Origin of the sequence: Clostridium tyrobutyricum (assembly GCF_019144085.1) — a bacterium.
Classification (GTDB): Bacteria; Bacillota; Clostridia; order Clostridiales; family Clostridiaceae; genus Clostridium_B; species Clostridium_B tyrobutyricum_A.
Genome location: NZ_JAHHUY010000020.1, coordinates 22,724 through 39,436, shown reverse-complemented (window position 1 = coordinate 39,436; position 16,713 = coordinate 22,724). Strand labels below are relative to the sequence as shown.

Here is a 16,713-nt window from a genome sequence, read left to right as displayed (position 1 = left end):
TATCGAGATGTTTGAAGAGCCAAAAAAAAACGATAGAGGTTGGGAAGTTGCTGAATTAGGTAAGTATTTAAATGTACTTACCGACTACCACTCAAATGGTAGTTATGAGACATTAAGAGATAATGTAACTCTTTTAGATACTCCAGATTATGCTTTGATGGTTAGAACAACTGATTTAGAGAATCATAACTTTGAAAAAGATGTTAAGTATATTGACGAACATGCATACAATCATCTTAAAAAATCAAAGGTATTTGGAGGAGAGATTATAATAAATAAGATAGGTAGCGCAGGCAAGATTTATTTAATGCCATTTCTAAATAGACCTGTTTCTTTAGCTATGAATCAATTTCTATTAAGATTTGATGAAAATAAGGTTAACCATGTTTTTATATATAATTTATTATTAACTCCTTATATGAAAGTCAAAATAAAAGAAAAGGTAAGAGGAGCTGTAACAAAGACAATAACTAAAGATGCTATTAGAGAAATAAAAATTATGGTACCGCCGATACAACTCCAAAACCAATTTGCAGACTTCGTAAAGCAGGTCGACAAATTGAAATTTAACTAACTAGTCTTATAATAATTTAAACTTATAGGACAGGTAATTATCTAAAGGGCTATATAATATTACCAATACATTCACTGCTATAATGAGGAATTGTAATTAGGATAGTGTAATCACATTTCAAAAATATGAAACATATTATAATTTTGTAGGAATATAAAAGAAAGGAACAATATGTATAGAAAATATCCGTATTATTATAATTTTTATCCATATCCATGTTTGCCTGTCATTCCAGTATATTATCCAAATTATTTAGGGCGCTCCAGTAATCAGCATACATCGTACAATAATGAAGCTGATTATGATTCAAAATTTGATTTTTCAAGATTATCAGATGATGATGCTCCAATACAGTTGATTGATTACGGACCGCAGCCTTTTGTAGTTGATATTGATAAAGCTACTAAGCAAAATAATAATTTTCGTACTGCTTTATGGACAGGCAGTCATTTGCAGCTTACTTTGATGAGCATAAATCCCGGCGATGACATTGGTTTGGAAATGCATCCAAATGTTGATCAGTTTATACGTGTTGAAGAGGGCAACGGAATTGTAAGGATGGGAAATTCAAGGAATAATCTTGATTTTGAAGAAAAGGTAGAAGATGATTTTGCAATAATTATACCTGCTGGTAAATGGCATAATGTTATCAATACAGGGAATAAACCACTTAAAGTATACTCTATTTATGCACCACCAAATCATCCACATAGTACAGTTCATGTGACTAAAGAGGATGCTGAGGCTGCTGAAGATGGGCATTAGTGATTAAAAATAAACTAATGGTGTTATAATGTATGTCAGCAAGAATACTAATGGCTCAGTTAATTGCAGGATGTTTACAGCATCCTGTTTTTATTTTCTGTATTCTTTATTTACATCATGACACAATTATAATTCAAAATAATATTTTTATAGATATAAATTTTTTTGAAAGATATATTAAGTATGGTATACTTTAAAAGTAAAAATTCCTTTTAATTTGCAATTAAAGCAATCATTAGACAATCCTTAAAAAATCATCCATAGATCCAGTCTGCACACCATTTTCCATCTATCTTTTTAAAACTCCAGGTTTCAGTTGACACCTCAGGTATTACTTTGGAACCTATAGTAACATGATTTGTTGTTTCATTTATCTCATAGTCAATCATCTTTGCAGTTATTTTAGCTAAAAAATAGGGAGGATCAGCATCGAGATTTACACTGTGGGCTTCTATAGAAATTACCTTCACATTTTTTACAATGTTTCTAAGATGTTTTTTCTTCAATAATTCATCTATAAAAATAGATCATGAAAAAGAAGATATATATAATAAGATTGAATCAATAATAGCTGTTGCTGAAGAAGTATCTGCATCTTCCCAGGAAATTGCAGCATCATCTGAAGAAATGGACAGATCTTCAAAGAGTGTTGAAGAAACTGCCAATACATTGGAGAATATGACAAATGATATGATAGCTCATATCAATAAATTTAAGTTGCAATAATAATCTAAATAAAGCAAAAAGGTCTGTCTAAATAGATTTTAAGGCAGACTTTTTTACTTTATTTCCAATCCTTATTTTGTTCATCTAGAATATAATTTCTATACTTTTGAATCAGTTCTCTTGTTTATTCCAAAAGCAAAATAACCGACGGTAATTATTACGCAGAACACAGCTCCAATCAATAATGGCATCTGAGTTTGTCTGTTGATACACATGCCTATTAAGACCATACAGAGATATCCCACTACAATATAGTTGGCATAGGGGAAAAGCTTGGATTTAAAAGGATGGTCTGCCATTTCCCCTGCATGTTCTTTTCGAAATTTTATTTGACTTATGCACAAAACAACCCAGGGAATCATACCTGGCAGAACACTGGCACTGTAGATATAAACAAATAATTTGGAATTTGGATAGATATAGTTTAGACCCACAGCAATTAGCAAACAAGCCAAAGTTATTTTAATACCGTTGGCAGGTACTCCTTCTTTGTTTAATCTGCCAAAAAATTTAGGTGCCTGACCATTTTCTGACAAGGTATAGAGCATACGGCCACAGCTGTAAATCCCGCTGTTACACCCGGACATTGCGGCTGTAAGCACTACAAAATTGATGATTCCAGCAGCAGCTGTAATACCAATCTTTGCAAATGTCAGCACAAAGGGACTGCCAAGAGCACTTATTTGATTCCATGGATAAATTGTTACTATTACAAATATGGCACCAATGTAGAAAATCAATATACGCCAAATAATATTTTCAGTTGCTTTTCTCAATGTGTTCTTGGGATCCTGTGCTTCACCGGCAGTGATGCCGATAAGTTCCACACCCTGATAAGATGCTGTTACCATACACAAGGCGAACAGCCAGCCCTTCCATCCACCGGCAAAGAAACCGCCGTGTGCCGTAAGGTTTTTTAAACCAATAGGTATACCATGATTCCCAAATCCGAAGAAAATCAATCCAAATCCCACTATGAGCATAACTATAATGGTGACAATCTTAATCAATGAAAACCAAAATTCAAATTCACCATAGAACTTGACTGATGCCATATTGACAGCAGCTAGAATAGCTACCCCGATTAAAGCTGGAATCCATGAGGGAAGTGCTGGAAACCAATAATTCATATAAATTCCAATGGCGGTAACCTCCGACATATCTATGGCAAGCCACATGAACCAATAACACCAGGCTGTCATATAGCCAGCCCAGGGGGATATGTATTTCTTGGCATAGTTTGCAAAGGAGCCTGTCAATGGTTCTAGATAAAGCATTTCCCCCATGACTCTCATAACTATGTACATGGCAATTCCAGCTACTGCATAAGCGCCAGCATTACCGATGGCCCCGCCAACTTGATGGTGTTGGCAGATCCCATGAACAGGCCTACGCCAATTGTACCGCCTAAAGCAATCAGTTCAATATGACGTGCTTTTAGGCCTCGTGTTAAACTTTTTTCTTCCACTTAAAAAAGCCCCTTTCAAAAATGTATATTAATGGATTAGTTTTTACTGTACAGACATTTGTCTGTTATTGTACAAACAATATGTTACCATAATTTTATGGATTTGTGATTTTTATCACAATTTTTTAATTTTTGAATTTTAATATATGCAGCTATATCATAAGTTTTGATCTGGCTGCTAATATACGTTGCAATATATACTTGCTATTGATATACTTTAATAAAAGTAAGAATTTACTGTAAATTACAATATTAACAATTATACTGCATAATTGTGTGAAGGGATTGAAAATTGAAAATGAAAGAAATAACTAAAGTTGCACCGCAATATCCTGTTTATAAAGTCATATTGGAGATTATTAGCGGAGTGGCAATAGTAGTAAGTATTGGTCTGTTATTGAAATATTATAGTATCCTTCCTGATATCATACCAATACATTTCAATGATTTAGGAACAGCTGATGGATATGGAAGCAAAAATTTTATATTTATACTTCCTGGTATGTCTTTGATAATATACTTTTTTCCGGATATTTTAATTAAATCTAATAATGTATACAAATATTTTAGGAATACAACCAAAGAAAATCCAAAATATAATCACAAATATGTAAATCAGTTGATAACTTTACTCAAGACGGAATTCATAATATGTATTGCGTATATTGAATGGATAAGTATAGGGATTGCTTTAAATAAGTCTGAGGGAATGGTACGATGGTTTCTTCCAGTATTTTTAGCAGTTGTATTCGGTACACTTGCAGTGTATATTAGAAAATTACTGAAAATAAATTAGAACGTGAAGGAAATGGCTGTTATTAATAGTGGTTTCGGTTGGACTATTGAAGTTAAAAAAGTAAACTCAATTACATTACGAATATTAAAAAATATAGAAGGGAAATATTCTTCGGTATATTCAATAGAAAAATCAATAAATTTAAAGTTGAAAATATTTGACAATTCATTTATAATTAAACTACTCTAGGAGGTCGGAAAAATGTTAGATAAAAATGATATTGAAGTTATAAATGAGTTATTGAAAGGTGCTTTGCAAACTGAATTACAGCCGATAAAAGACGATATAAAGGCACTTAAAGCCGGGCAAAATAGACATTCCTTACTACTTGAAAACATGGATAAAAAGCTTAATACAGTAATAGAGGGTCAACAATCACAAGCCGAACAAATTGACCGCCATTTTACAAGATTAGATGGCAATATAAAAGATGATAACAGTTTAATCAAATCAGTATTAAAGAATGTCTCCAGTGATGTAAAGGACATAAAAGAAACTACCGGCCGACTTGATGAAGAAAACAAGAAATTAGGTGTTGTTACTGGTCAAAACTGTGTTGAAATTGAGTACTTAAAGAAACTGAAATAAAGAGCTGTAAAAGGGTTCTTATTTTTTTGCTTAGTAGCTTGTTGAATAATTAAATATATAGTTTATGACTTAAAATTTTATGCGGTAGCATCAACGGCACAAATCCTTACGGATGGATCAATGAGTTCAATAAATATGGAATAGATAGCATAGTATATATGTTTCTCGAGGGATGCGCCCTTAAAGAAAAGGTGGAATAATTTAATGATATAATCATAATCAAGTCATCCTTTATTGATATTTTTTGGCTTTTTAGCGAGAACATTATATCATAAAGTGATGACTTATTTAAGTTTACAATTATTGTTATTCAACAAGCTAATAATATTAAAAACAAATAAATTACTCATAATGTGCTTCAAAATAATTTTGTAATGAATATAGAAAGTTTATATTGACAAAGCATTTTAAAAGTTATATTATATATGTAATTTAATATTATAATTCTTATCGAGAGAGATGGAGGGACTGGCCCTATGATGTCCGGCAACCTGAATTATTTATATTCAATGGTGCTAATTCCAGCAGAGGTAATCTGAAAGATGAGAAACACAAAGATATATCTTCCTTTGGTTTCTCTATAGGAAGTTTTTTATTGCACAAATTTAATATTTTAGTTGGCTAACTAGAAAAACTAGAGGTCAAGTTTCAATTGAGCTAGAAAATATTTTTGATGAATTTTCTGGATATATTGAAACTTGGCTTTTTTACTGCTTATTACCAAATTGGAAAAAAGTGATAAATTTATATAAAAAGGAGAAAATGCATATGCAGATTAATGCGGATAAAAACGATGCGGAAGTAACAAAACACAAAGGGAATAGATATATTAAATTTACAAAACAACTCATTAACTATCTATTATTTCCTATTTTAATTTTAGTTATATGGGAACTAATTAGTAGGTTACAGGTAGTTCCATCCATATTACTTCCGTCTATTGAAGATGTAGTAAAATCCTTTATTTTGCAGATAAAAAGTGGGCAATTAATAAATGATCTGGCTCAAAGTTTGATTAGAGTATTTAAAGGATATTTTATTGCAGTTATATTGGGTATAAGTACTGGGATAATTATGGGGATTTCCGAGAAAACAAATAAATTTTTTACTATAGTTTTCAATGGAATAAGGCAAATACCACCATTGGCATGGATACCACTATTCATACTTTGGTTTGGAATAGGAGAAACTTCAAAGGTCATTATGATAGCAATGGGAGCTTTCTTCTCTATATTATTAAACACTATAAATGGTATTAAAAACACTCCAAAACAGTATCTTGAAGTAGCAAAATTATATAAGATAAAAAAGATAGATTTATTTAAAAAGGTATATCTTCCATCTGCTGTTCCATCTATATTTGTTGGATTGCGGCTTGGGGCTGGGGCTTCATGGATGTCTGTAGTGGCAGCTGAGATGATAGCTTCAAGTTCAGGCATAGGCTATAGAATAAACGATGCAAGAAGCTTAATGCAGTCTGATGTCGTGATAGTTGGAATTATAGTAATAGGTGCAGTTGGAGTTTTAATGGATACTGTTCTTAGAAAAATAGCACATTTGGCATCCAGATGGGAAAGATTTTAAATTATAGGAGGTGTACACTTTGAAAGAAAATAACGAAGAACTTATTATAAAGGATTTAGGCAAGAGCTATACAGTGAACTATAAAGAAATAGAAATTCTTAAAAATATCAATATAAATATTAAAAGAGGAGAATTTATAAGTATTGTTGGACACAGCGGATGTGGAAAAAGTACATTACTGAAAATTATAGCAGGACTTGTGGAGCATAAAACTGGCTCTGTAACTTTAAACGGTAGGGAAATAAATGAACCCGGCACGAAAGTTGGAATGGTATTTCAGGATCACAGACTTTTGCCCTGGCTTACCATTAAACAGAATATATCTTTTGGATTATATGATATTTCTAATACTGAAAAAGAAAGGCTTATATCAGATCACATTAAACTAGTTGGATTGAAGGGATTTGAAAATGCATATCCTCATCAATTGTCAGGGGGAATGGCACAGAGAGCTGCTATTGCAAGGGCACTGGTCCATAAACCTGAAGTTTTACTTTTAGATGAACCATTTGGTGCATTGGATGCACTTACAAGGATACAAATGCAAAAGGAAATCTTAAAAATCTGGGAAAAAGAAAAAACAACAATGATATTGGTTACTCATGATATAGATGAATCCATATACCTAGGTGACAAGATTGTAATAATGTCTTCGAGACCTGGGACAATAAAGAAAGTTTTACCCGTTGAAATAGCCAGACCCAGGGATAGAAACAGTCCAGATTTTTCTTTACTTAGAAGACAAGTATTTGATGAATTTTTTGTAGAAAATAGTGTTGTATCGGATTATGTAATTTAGCATGGTTAAAATTTATATAAATTGGAGGACAAACAAATGAAAAAGAAGTTGTTAACAGTAGTTTTTTTGGGAATATTCGTGTTTGCACTTACAGCATGTTCAAGAGGGGGATCCAGTTCAAACAATTCAACAAATGGTAGTGAAAATAAGGTTGTTAGAATAGGGTATCCTGGAAGCCAGTATTCTTTGGGTGGGGCTGCTGCCATAGCCCAGCAAAAAAAATTTTTTGAAGGACAATTGAAAAAGATAGGTTATACAGTGGAATACAATCCATTTTCAGGACAAGGTCCTGCAGTAAATGAGGCACTTACCAGCAACAAAATAGATGTTGCAATATATGCAGATTTCCCTGGAGTTGTTTTAAAGTCAAAGGGAGTAAAGACAGATTTAATTGGAATAAGTCAAAATAAAATTTATTCTACTATAGTTGTGAAGAATGACTCCAAAATAAAGACATTAAAGGATCTTAAAGGCAAAAAAATAGGATTTGCAAAGGGAACATATGCCCAAAAGTTTTTATTGGAAATACTAAGCAAGAATGGAATTTCAGATAAAGACGTCCAGCTTGTAAATGTTACTACAGATGCAGAATCCTCACTTATTTCAGGAAATTTGGATGCACTTGTATTGACAGACGATTCAGCACTTCAGTTAACCGCTGTTAAAAAGGTTGCAAGGAATATTGTAAGTTCAAGACAGTATCTGGAGATGAGTGCTCAAAGTATTGTAGTTGTAAGAAGCGATTATGCCAAACAAAATTCTAAAGTACCTGTTGCTATAGATAAAGCGCTGATTGAAGCTGGAAATTATTTTAAATCAAATCCAGAGGACAGTTATAAATTGTTAACTAAGGCTGGTTTGAGTTTAGAGGCTGTAAAACAGCAATACAGTGGTGAAGCACCTGACTTCAATGTATTAAAAACAGAAATAAATCAGGATACGATAAAAAGGTTGGATAAGACACAAAAGTTCTTGTTAGACAACAATTTAATAACCAATAAGTTTGATACTGCTAGTTGGGCAGATAAATCATATTACCAAAAAGCTGTAAAATAATCATAAATTTGAATGGAGATGAAGAGCATGGGATATCCAAGTGTTTATCCAACAGGAGTCACAATATACAATCCTGAAAGATGTTGGAATGGTTATACTATTTTCCAAGCGAAGGATATAGGAGCATTATTGATAGGTATGAATGGTCAGGAAGTTCAGCTTTGGAAAAACCTTCACGGGTTTCCTAATAAAATATTGCCTGGAGGATATGTTATAGGAAGTACGGGGGAAAGAGATTCAAGGTATGGATTTCAGGATATGGCCGACCTTGTTCAAGTGGATTGGGATGGAAATATCGTTTGGAAATTTAATAAACATGAATATATAGAAGATCCAGGACAAAGACCAAAATGGATGGCAAGACAGCATCATGATTATCAAAGAGAGGGTAATCCAGTAGGATATTATGCACCTGGTATGGAGCCAAAAATTGAGGGAGGAAATACTCTCGTTTTGTGTCATCAAAATATAAAAAATGATAGAATATCCGACAAAATATTGTTGGATGACAAAATTATTGAAGTTAACTGGAAAGGAGATATAATATGGACTTGGAATGCCAGTGACCATTTTGATGAATTTGGTTTTGATGAAGCTGCCAAAAATGTATTATACCGCAATCCAAATTTAAGGAAAGCAAGTGGAGGTGTAGGGGATTGGCTTCACATAAACTCCATATCATTGATAGGGCCCAACAAATGGTTTGATGGTGGGGATAAAAGATTTAATCCCGATAATATTATTTTAGACAGCAGGGAAGCTAATATTTTGGCTGTCATAGACAAGAAAACGGGAAAAATTGTCTGGAAGATAGGCCCTCGTTACGATACAAGTAAAGAACTTATCAATTTAGGATGGATAATAGGACAGCATAATGTACATATGATACCTAAAGGACTTCCGGGGGAGGGAAATATACTTGTATTCGATAATGGTGGATGGGGAGGTTATGGAATTCCTAACCCAGGGTCCATAAGTGGAAATAGAAATGCTTTAAGAGATTATTCCAGAGTTATTGAATTTGATCCCGTAACTTTGAAAATAATATGGCAGTATACTCCTGAAGAAGCTGGTTTCATAATTCCACTGGATGCTGCAAGGTTCTATAGTCCTTTTATAAGTAATGCACAGCGTCTGCCCAATGGCAATACTCTTATAACAGAAGGTTCTGATGGACGTATCATAGAAGTTACCAAGGATCATGAAATAGTATGGGAATATATAAGTCCATATGATGGGAAAAGTTCTACTAAGATGAATATGGTTTATAGGTCATATAAAGTTCCGTATAATTGGATACCTCAACTTGAAAAACCTGAAGAAAAGGCTATAGGAAAACTTGACAAAAATCAATTCAGGGTACCTGGAGCTGCTGGTCCAGGGCGGCAGAAAGAAACAATTGTATCTGGAACTGAAGAATATGAAGAAAGTGATTCAAATTTTTGTGTTATAACCTATGATGAATTAAAAAAAGAAAATAAACTGGATTAGAATATAAGATGCTTATTGAGAAAACAGCCTTTCATGTCAAAATCATGGAAGGCTGTTTTTCACATTAATGAATCGGTTGTCACTTGACCAACACTATAAAAAAAGCTAGTATTTAAGCTGTAGAGATAAAAACACAGTCCCGGTTGGTAGTCCGGGCCTGCCAAAGTTAAGGCAGAAGTAACCTTCCCTCCTGGGGTCGTCCATTCTTTGATATTTGATTTTATTTTACAGGAGGAAGTTTGAAATGGAAGTAAGTATTAAATTTACAGTATTTTTTGAAGACATGTTCTGGGTAGGGATTTTTGAAAAAGTTAATGAAGGAAAATATTCAGTTTCAAAGGTTGTATTTGGTTCTGAGCCGAAAGACTATGAGTTGTATGATTTTATATTGAACAATTTTTATAGTTTGAACTTTAGCTGTAACCTGTCAATTGAGGAGCCTGAAGAAAAAAGGATAAATCCCAAAAGGCTTCAGAGAAAGATAAAAAAACAGACACAAAGCAGAGGTATAGGTACTAAAGCTCAAGAAGCCATGAAACTGCAGTATGAAGAAAACAAATTTGAGAGAAGAAAGAATTCAAGGGAAAGAAAAGATCGGGAAAAAAATATAAAATTTCAATTGCACAGACTTAGGAAAAAAGAAAAGCACAGGGGGCATTGAGTTATTGCTAAAAACAGGATTCCAATTTTATGTACGGGGGTCAGCCCCCTTAAACAAAACCAGCTGAATTCAGCTGGTTTTGTTTATTGCAAATTTGAGCTATTTGTTATATTATATATATAACAAATAACACAGGAGGTGATTCCCATGTTGATAGAAATTGATTTTGAATCTGACATTCCAATATATGAACAACTTAAGAGGCAATTAATAGAGGGAATAGCATCAGGGGACCTGAAAAGCGGGGATAATCTTCCTTCTGTAAGACATATGGCAGAAGACATAGGAATAAATCTCCATACGGTAAATAAAGCATATAACGAACTGAAATCAGAAGGATATCTGAATATAGACAGGAGGAAAGGTGCAGTAATAAACTCGGATATTCCTAAGAACAGTAAAGAATTAAATGAAAGACTTGAAGATGAATTAAAATATTTAATAGCGAGAGCTCATTTAAATGGAGCAGATGAGAGGGATTTTCGCAGATTATGCAGCGACATATTTAAAAAATACAATAAAAGTTTATAGAAAGGGGAGAGTTAACTATGAAGGAAAATTTGTTCCTGTCTTTGTATCTATTTTTCATATTTATAGTAGTTACTATTGTAAGCGTGCTTATGCCAAAACTTTCAAGAAAAGAAATTGTATTTGGAGTCAGGGTGCCGGAAAGTAAAATAAATATGCAGGAAATCAGGGATATAAAGAAAAGGTATGTAGTGAATAATCTACTGATAGAGATCCCTGCTGCAGTTTTGTTTACTTTCCTAAATTATATATTCTTTAGTGTAGGCATGATTCTTTTTACTGTCTTTGCATTTATATTTATAAATTATTTTGTGTATTTGATATCCAATAGACAGATGAAAGCTTTGAAGAACCAGCAAAACTGGTTCAACGGCAAGAAGCAGTCAGTAGTCGTAGATACTGATTTTTCAAGAGAGAGAATAAATACACTTGTATCCCCCTGGTTTTTTATAATTCCAGTAATTATAGTTGTTATAAATATAGCTTTAGGATATTCAAATTATAGTGGACTTCCATCCAGAGTTGCCACTCACTGGGACTTTTCAGGGAATATAACAGGTTATCAGAATAAATCACTTTTTCTGATATGGGAGATGCCAATAACTCAGATTTTTATTACAGCTGTATTTTTTATATGCTACAAGTCCATAGGCTGGTCGAAACAGCAGCTAAGTCCTCCAAATCCAAAATCTTCTGCACGAAAAAACAGAGTATTTAGAAGAGTATGGTCCATATACATGACAGTTTTTTGCATATTTATGAATAGTATATTTACTATGGCTAACTTTATGATATTTAGCATATTCAACATAAATCCTAAAATTTTTGGATTTATAATAATTGCTTTTATAGTTATAGTATTTTCAAGTATAATAGTTATATCATTGAAATTAGGCCAGGGAGGGGCCAATATAAAACTTCCCGGGGAAAAAATAGCAGATAGTACTTTACAAACAGACAAGGATGATGATTCCAACTGGAGATTTGGAAACACAATATACTATAATCCTGATGACCCGTCACTTTTCATAGAGAAAAGGTTCGGGATAGGATGGACCATAAATGCCGGAAGGCCTGCAGGAATGGCAATATATATAGGGCTTGTAGTTTTTGTTGTAGTAGTAATATTTATTTGCATAATAAGGGACTGACTCCTTACCATTTTATGTAACGGGGTCAGTCACCGGTGACTAGTGAGGTAATAAAACATGCTAAAAGTTCAACCTAGAGTAATTCAGCCGAGGATAAAGGGAATAATGCTTGTAGTTATAGGGGCCGGGTTGTGGGGAATATCAGGTACCGCAGCCCAGTACCTGTTTCAGAAGAAGGATTTTAGTCCGGATTGGCTTGCGGTAATCCGCATGCTGGTATCCGGAGTTATTTTATTGTTATACGCTTCTTTAAAATCCAGGCAGAATATATGGAGAGTATGGAGTACCAAGCGTAATGTTATGGGAATCATACTCTTTGGAATCATAGGAATGCTTGGAGTTCAATATTCCTATTTTGCCGCCATCAAATATGGAAATGCTGCAACGGCTACAATACTGCAATATTTATCTCCGGTAATAATTACATGCTGTATGTCTGCAAGTACAAAAAAAGCTCCAAAATCTCAGGAGCTTATAGGAGTTCTTCTGGCAATGCTTGGCACGTTTTTCATCATTACCAGGGGAGATGTTCATAACATATCAATCTCTACTCCGGCACTGTTTTGGGGAATAAGTTCTGCATTTGCAGCGGCCTTCAATACACTTCAGCCTCGCCGTCTTCTTTCAGAATACGGCTCCATGATTGTAGTGGGATGGGGGATGCTTATAGGTGGGGTATCTTTCAGTTTTATACATAAGCCATGGCAGTGCACAGGCCAGTGGTCCGCCGGGCCAATATTTGCAGTTATGTTTGTAATACTGTTTGGAACCCTCATTGCTTTCTGCTGCTATCTGGAAAGTTTAAAATATATAAAGGCAACAGAGGCAAGTATACTGTCTTCTGTGGAACCCCTGTCAGCAGCAGTTATATCCGTACTGTGGCTGCATGTAACTCTTGGTATATATCAATGTATCGGGACAGTATGCATTATAGCTGCAATTGGAGTATTATCAAGGGCAAAGGACAAAAATAAAAAATGTATGGATTAACCTAATTACTTTCTTTAACTTTATTTATAAGTTCTTTTATATTTTCATCTATGTCCGGATATTTTAAATTTAGATTATTAAGTACATCCACCGTAGTTTTTAACACAACATAGTCTCTAAACCATCTTTTATTGGAGGGAACAATATTCCATGGGGCTTCATCAGTGCTGCAATTACATAGCAGGTCTTCGTAATATTGCTGATACTTATCCCAAGATTTTCTTTCAGTAAGATCTGATGCTGAAAATTTCCAGTGCTTTTCTGGAATCTCTAGCCTATCTTCTAATTTTTTCTTCTGAAAGTCTTTTGATATGTGCAGAAAGAATTTTATTATTATAGTATTATTATTTACAAGAAATTTTTCAAACATATTTATTTCATTGAATCTATTAAAGGCTGTATTATCATCTATAAGTTCATGCACACGTGTAACTAGTACATCTTCATAATAGGATCTGTTAAAAACAGTTATGAATCCCTTTTGTGGAACTGATTTGTGTATTCTCCAAAGATAATCGTGTCCTAATTCTTCCTGAGTTGGTTCTTTGAAGCTTTCTACTCTGAAACCGTTGGGATTTATGTCATTAAGTAGCTTCCTGGTAGTCCCGTCCTTGCCACTGCAGTCTATTCCCTGCAGTACTATGAGCAGTGCAAATTTTTTGGAAGCATAGAAAATATCCTGAAGGTGTGCGAATTCCTTTTGTAAATTAGAGTATTCTTCTTTAATGGAATCTTTTGATAATCCGTTAGTATCATTTGGATCAAAAGTTTTCAAATCAATTTGCTTTTGTGAACCAATCATAAATTTATCCATAATTTAATCTCCTCTATTATCTTACTTAAAATAGTTTTACAATTACTTTAAAAATTATGCATGTCTTGTATTGTAATACTTTGTAGTATTATAATCATCAGCGAAATTCAAGTAAAAAACTATGCATTTATATGTCTTATCAATTTTGGATTACCTATTATTTTAGCAATATTATTGATAATTTTGGAAGAGAGCAACATTACAATGAGCAGCGAAAGCATTACTATCAATATTTTACTTAAGAGAGAATTTATGTGATCAAAAAAGTTGTATTTGATCAATAATTTTATAATAAAGCTGTGAAACACATATACAGTCATGGTCCTTGAACCTAATTTTGTGAAAAACAATTTTTTACCTGGAATTAAAGCTAGTACAAAGATGGACATACCTATTGCCAGAATATATGTGAACAGTCTTATCATGTATTGAGGACAAATTGCATTACTGCTCAGTTGTGAATAGGAATAACTTCCGTAAAACCATCTATAGTCAATTTTGGCATTCAACAAGTATAATATCATAGAAATAATTGACAACCCCTAAATTGCATATTTTTTAATAACATCTATATGGGATTTTTCACAAAAATAACCCATTAAAAAGTAGGGGAAAAAAGTTATAGTTCTCGACAGGCTCAAGTAGTATCCTATACTGTCATCGAATCCACACAGTATTGAAACAAAAATTGCTATTAAAATACAATATCTTACTTTAGAGAAATAGGGAATTATGAGATTCCATATAAAAAGTGAAAGAAGATACCAGGTGATCCAATATGGATACACCAAAGTAGTTTTAAAGTTTTCTGCTTTGAGTACATATATGTTGAATATACAATACAATAATTGAAAAACAATATATGGTATAAGAATATTGTTGATCTTGGAAAAGCTTTTTTTATCATTGGTAATATCTTTTGAAAAATAACCTGAAATAAAAACAAAAAGAGGCATGTGGAAAGAATATGTGAAGTTATATATTAATTTGACATTTGGGTATAAATTGATCAATGGTTCAATTGTGTGACCGATTACTACCAAAGTAATTAATAGAAATTTTAGATTGTCAAAATAATAATTTCTGTGTTTTTCAACATTTATATCTATTTCCATTTATAATTCAACTCCGTTTACATTTTTTGTATGGGGGTCAGACCCCTATCATTCACATTATATAGCGGAATTGTTACAGCATGGTGGTATATTCATTAACTAAATTTATATTTTTTAAAAAATTTAATGAATATTACCAAAACTGTAGTAAAATATGATTATAATATTATAGATAATGTTATTTTATTTGTTTAAGGATAAAGCAAGATATAATTTTTAAAACTGGAGGATATTATGCAAGACATAACTATAATTAAAAAGGCATTAAGAAAGGGTTTCATTCAAATATTCAGTTCGAGTTTTATAAATAAAGTAATACAATTCGGTATACTTATGTTTCTAACTCGAATAATAGGTAAAAATTTGTACGGCAAGTTGTCATATGCTCAAACCATATTGAATATATTTTTACTTCTGGAAGGACTGGGCATGGTATCAAGTTCACTGCAGTACTGTAGCATGCAAAAAATGGAAGAAAAGAAATTATCCTATTTCAAATATGCAGTAAAAATAGGAAGTTTGTTTAATGTGCTTATTGCTGTAGCCATAATAGTATATACAAGTTTTTTTACACTTCCGGTTAAAGGAAGTACAGAAATACTTTTTTATTTTTCTCTGATACCACTTATGACTATATTTTTCAATGAAATTCAAACACTGCTTAGGGTTGACTTTAGAAATACTGCATACTCTTCTCTTGCAATTATAAATACTTCCCTGTACTTTGCAGGAAACATTTTTCTTGGAAAGTATTTAAGTATAAAAGGTATAGTTATAGGAAGATATTTATCCTATATCATATCAATTGCCATTGGTGTATATTTGGTAAGAAACCAATTGAGAAAAATGAGAAAGATACAGTATCCTGAGAGAGGCGAAAGAAGAGAATTTTTAAAATATTCCATAGTAACTTGTCTTACTAATGCTACATCACTATTTTTGTTGATGATGGATACATTCTTCGTAGGACTTATAATAAAAGATAGTTCTGTAGTAGCTTCCTATACTGTTGCATCTTTGATACCTCTAAATCTCACTTTTATTCCAATGTCCGTAATCACCTTTATTTATCCTTATTTTGCAAAACACTGGAATGATAGAAAATGGATAAAGGACAAGTATACTATATTTGTTAAGTACATGTTTATTATAAATATAATTATAACTATCATACTTCTGGTATTTGCACCTTATATTTTAAAATTATTTCCTAAACAGTATGGGGATTCAATTACAAACTTCAGAATATTGTCTGTTGGTTACCTTATAGCAGGTACGTTTAGAATACCATCAGGTAATATAATGGCCAGTATGAAACTTGTAAAAGTAAATTTTTATAATTCTATAATAACAGGTCTGGCAAATATTGTTCTCAATATTGTTCTTATAATGAATTTTGGATCTGTAGGTGCATCGATTTCCACAGTGATGGCATATATTTTATCTGGGATAATATCAAATATATACATTATAAGATATTTAAGACAGCCTAATTTAGGGGAGGCATAGAGTAACACTTTCCATCTTGTATTCATAATATATAACTGGTAATTATTTAATCAGGAACAAGAATACAAGGAGGTTCCTTAATGTATAATGATGCATTT

The 16,713-nt window shown here is 32.6% G+C and carries 18 protein-coding genes, 1 pseudogene and 1 riboswitch; of the genes and pseudogenes, 14 read left to right on the top strand and 5 right to left on the bottom strand.

Features of this window, described 5'->3' with window-relative positions; translation table 11 throughout:
- Positions 1 to 7 precede the first annotated feature (7 nt).
- Both KM800_RS09995 and KM800_RS09990 read left to right on the top strand, forming a co-directional pair.
- Positions 8 to 574, top strand: a complete 567-nt coding sequence (locus KM800_RS09995) for a restriction endonuclease subunit S (RefSeq protein WP_254906521.1) — start codon at positions 8 to 10, stop codon at positions 572 to 574.
- Positions 575 to 745: 171 nt separating this feature from the next.
- A complete protein-coding gene (locus KM800_RS09990; protein WP_039656998.1) occupies positions 746 to 1,339 on the top strand; it encodes a cupin domain-containing protein in 594 nt (197 codons plus the stop codon).
- A gap of 254 nt (positions 1,340 to 1,593) precedes the next feature.
- On the opposite strand, the gene KM800_RS09985 is transcribed toward KM800_RS09990, so the two are convergent.
- Positions 1,594 to 1,845, bottom strand: coding sequence for a hypothetical protein (locus KM800_RS09985; RefSeq protein ID WP_217812943.1), 252 nt, complete (start codon positions 1,843 to 1,845; stop codon positions 1,594 to 1,596).
- Between KM800_RS09985 and KM800_RS09980 the strand changes: the two genes are divergently transcribed.
- Positions 1,820 to 2,065: a methyl-accepting chemotaxis protein gene (locus KM800_RS09980; protein ID WP_217812942.1), complete on the top strand. Its 246-nt coding sequence runs from the start codon at positions 1,820 to 1,822 to the stop codon at positions 2,063 to 2,065. The genes KM800_RS09985 and KM800_RS09980 overlap by 26 nt on opposite strands.
- 98 nt (positions 2,066 to 2,163) lie before the next feature.
- On the opposite strand, the pseudogene KM800_RS09975 reads toward KM800_RS09980, so the two are convergent.
- Positions 2,164 to 3,533 (bottom strand): annotated as a pseudogene (locus KM800_RS09975) (amino acid permease).
- A gap of 298 nt (positions 3,534 to 3,831) precedes the next feature.
- Here KM800_RS09975 and KM800_RS09970 point away from each other — a divergent pair.
- The 10 genes from KM800_RS09970 to KM800_RS09925 all read left to right on the top strand — a co-directional run bounded on the left by KM800_RS09970 (position 3,832) and on the right by KM800_RS09925 (position 13,177).
- On the top strand, positions 3,832 to 4,329 hold the full coding sequence (locus tag KM800_RS09970) for a DUF1648 domain-containing protein (protein ID WP_039653388.1): 498 nt from the start codon (positions 3,832 to 3,834) through the stop codon (positions 4,327 to 4,329).
- Positions 4,330 to 4,530: 201 nt separating this feature from the next.
- Positions 4,531 to 4,917, top strand: coding sequence for a hypothetical protein (locus tag KM800_RS09965; protein WP_058953327.1), 387 nt, complete (start codon positions 4,531 to 4,533; stop codon positions 4,915 to 4,917).
- A 444-nt stretch (positions 4,918 to 5,361) separates the two neighbouring features.
- A riboswitch (SAM riboswitch) is annotated at positions 5,362 to 5,466 on the top strand.
- Between the two features lie 219 nt (positions 5,467 to 5,685).
- Positions 5,686 to 6,501 (top strand): ABC transporter permease, encoded by an 816-nt coding sequence (locus tag KM800_RS09960; protein WP_017752057.1) that lies wholly within the window; start codon positions 5,686 to 5,688, stop codon positions 6,499 to 6,501.
- 19 nt (positions 6,502 to 6,520) lie between these two features.
- The gene (locus KM800_RS09955; protein ID WP_217812941.1) at positions 6,521 to 7,300 is read left to right on the top strand and encodes an ABC transporter ATP-binding protein; all 780 of its coding nucleotides are present in this window, start codon (positions 6,521 to 6,523) and stop codon (positions 7,298 to 7,300) included.
- Positions 7,301 to 7,336: 36 nt separating this feature from the next.
- Positions 7,337 to 8,356 carry an ABC transporter substrate-binding protein gene (locus tag KM800_RS09950; protein ID WP_217812940.1) on the top strand — a complete coding sequence of 340 codons (1,020 nt, stop codon included), beginning with the start codon at positions 7,337 to 7,339 and terminating at the stop codon, positions 8,354 to 8,356.
- 27 nt (positions 8,357 to 8,383) lie between these two features.
- Positions 8,384 to 9,847 (top strand): aryl-sulfate sulfotransferase, encoded by a 1,464-nt coding sequence (locus KM800_RS09945; protein ID WP_217812939.1) that lies wholly within the window; start codon positions 8,384 to 8,386, stop codon positions 9,845 to 9,847.
- A 244-nt stretch (positions 9,848 to 10,091) separates the two neighbouring features.
- On the top strand, positions 10,092 to 10,508 hold the full coding sequence (locus KM800_RS09940; protein WP_017752053.1) for a YjdF family protein: 417 nt from the start codon (positions 10,092 to 10,094) through the stop codon (positions 10,506 to 10,508).
- Between the two features lie 147 nt (positions 10,509 to 10,655).
- The gene (locus KM800_RS09935; RefSeq protein ID WP_039653275.1) at positions 10,656 to 11,039 is read left to right on the top strand and encodes a GntR family transcriptional regulator; all 384 of its coding nucleotides are present in this window, start codon (positions 10,656 to 10,658) and stop codon (positions 11,037 to 11,039) included.
- A gap of 17 nt (positions 11,040 to 11,056) precedes the next feature.
- On the top strand, positions 11,057 to 12,187 hold the full coding sequence (locus tag KM800_RS09930) for a DUF1648 domain-containing protein (protein WP_058953331.1): 1,131 nt from the start codon (positions 11,057 to 11,059) through the stop codon (positions 12,185 to 12,187).
- Positions 12,188 to 12,244: 57 nt separating this feature from the next.
- Positions 12,245 to 13,177 (top strand): DMT family transporter, encoded by a 933-nt coding sequence (locus KM800_RS09925; RefSeq protein ID WP_017895046.1) that lies wholly within the window; start codon positions 12,245 to 12,247, stop codon positions 13,175 to 13,177.
- A 1-nt stretch (position 13,178) separates the two neighbouring features.
- Here KM800_RS09925 and KM800_RS09920 read toward each other — a convergent pair whose 3' ends face one another.
- The 3 genes from KM800_RS09920 to KM800_RS15515 all read right to left on the bottom strand — a co-directional run bounded on the left by KM800_RS09920 (position 13,179) and on the right by KM800_RS15515 (position 15,106).
- Positions 13,179 to 13,991: a PPK2 family polyphosphate kinase gene (locus KM800_RS09920; RefSeq protein ID WP_136710586.1), complete on the bottom strand. Its 813-nt coding sequence runs from the start codon at positions 13,989 to 13,991 to the stop codon at positions 13,179 to 13,181.
- Positions 13,992 to 14,110: 119 nt separating this feature from the next.
- Positions 14,111 to 14,515 (bottom strand): hypothetical protein, encoded by a 405-nt coding sequence (locus KM800_RS15520; protein WP_195604249.1) that lies wholly within the window; start codon positions 14,513 to 14,515, stop codon positions 14,111 to 14,113.
- Between the two features lie 18 nt (positions 14,516 to 14,533).
- On the bottom strand, positions 14,534 to 15,106 hold the full coding sequence (locus KM800_RS15515) for an acyltransferase family protein (protein ID WP_254906520.1): 573 nt from the start codon (positions 15,104 to 15,106) through the stop codon (positions 14,534 to 14,536).
- A 234-nt stretch (positions 15,107 to 15,340) separates the two neighbouring features.
- Between KM800_RS15515 and KM800_RS09910 the strand changes: the two genes are divergently transcribed.
- Positions 15,341 to 16,615 (top strand): oligosaccharide flippase family protein, encoded by a 1,275-nt coding sequence (locus KM800_RS09910; RefSeq protein WP_136710590.1) that lies wholly within the window; start codon positions 15,341 to 15,343, stop codon positions 16,613 to 16,615.
- The last annotated feature ends 98 nt before the right edge of the window (positions 16,616 to 16,713 follow it).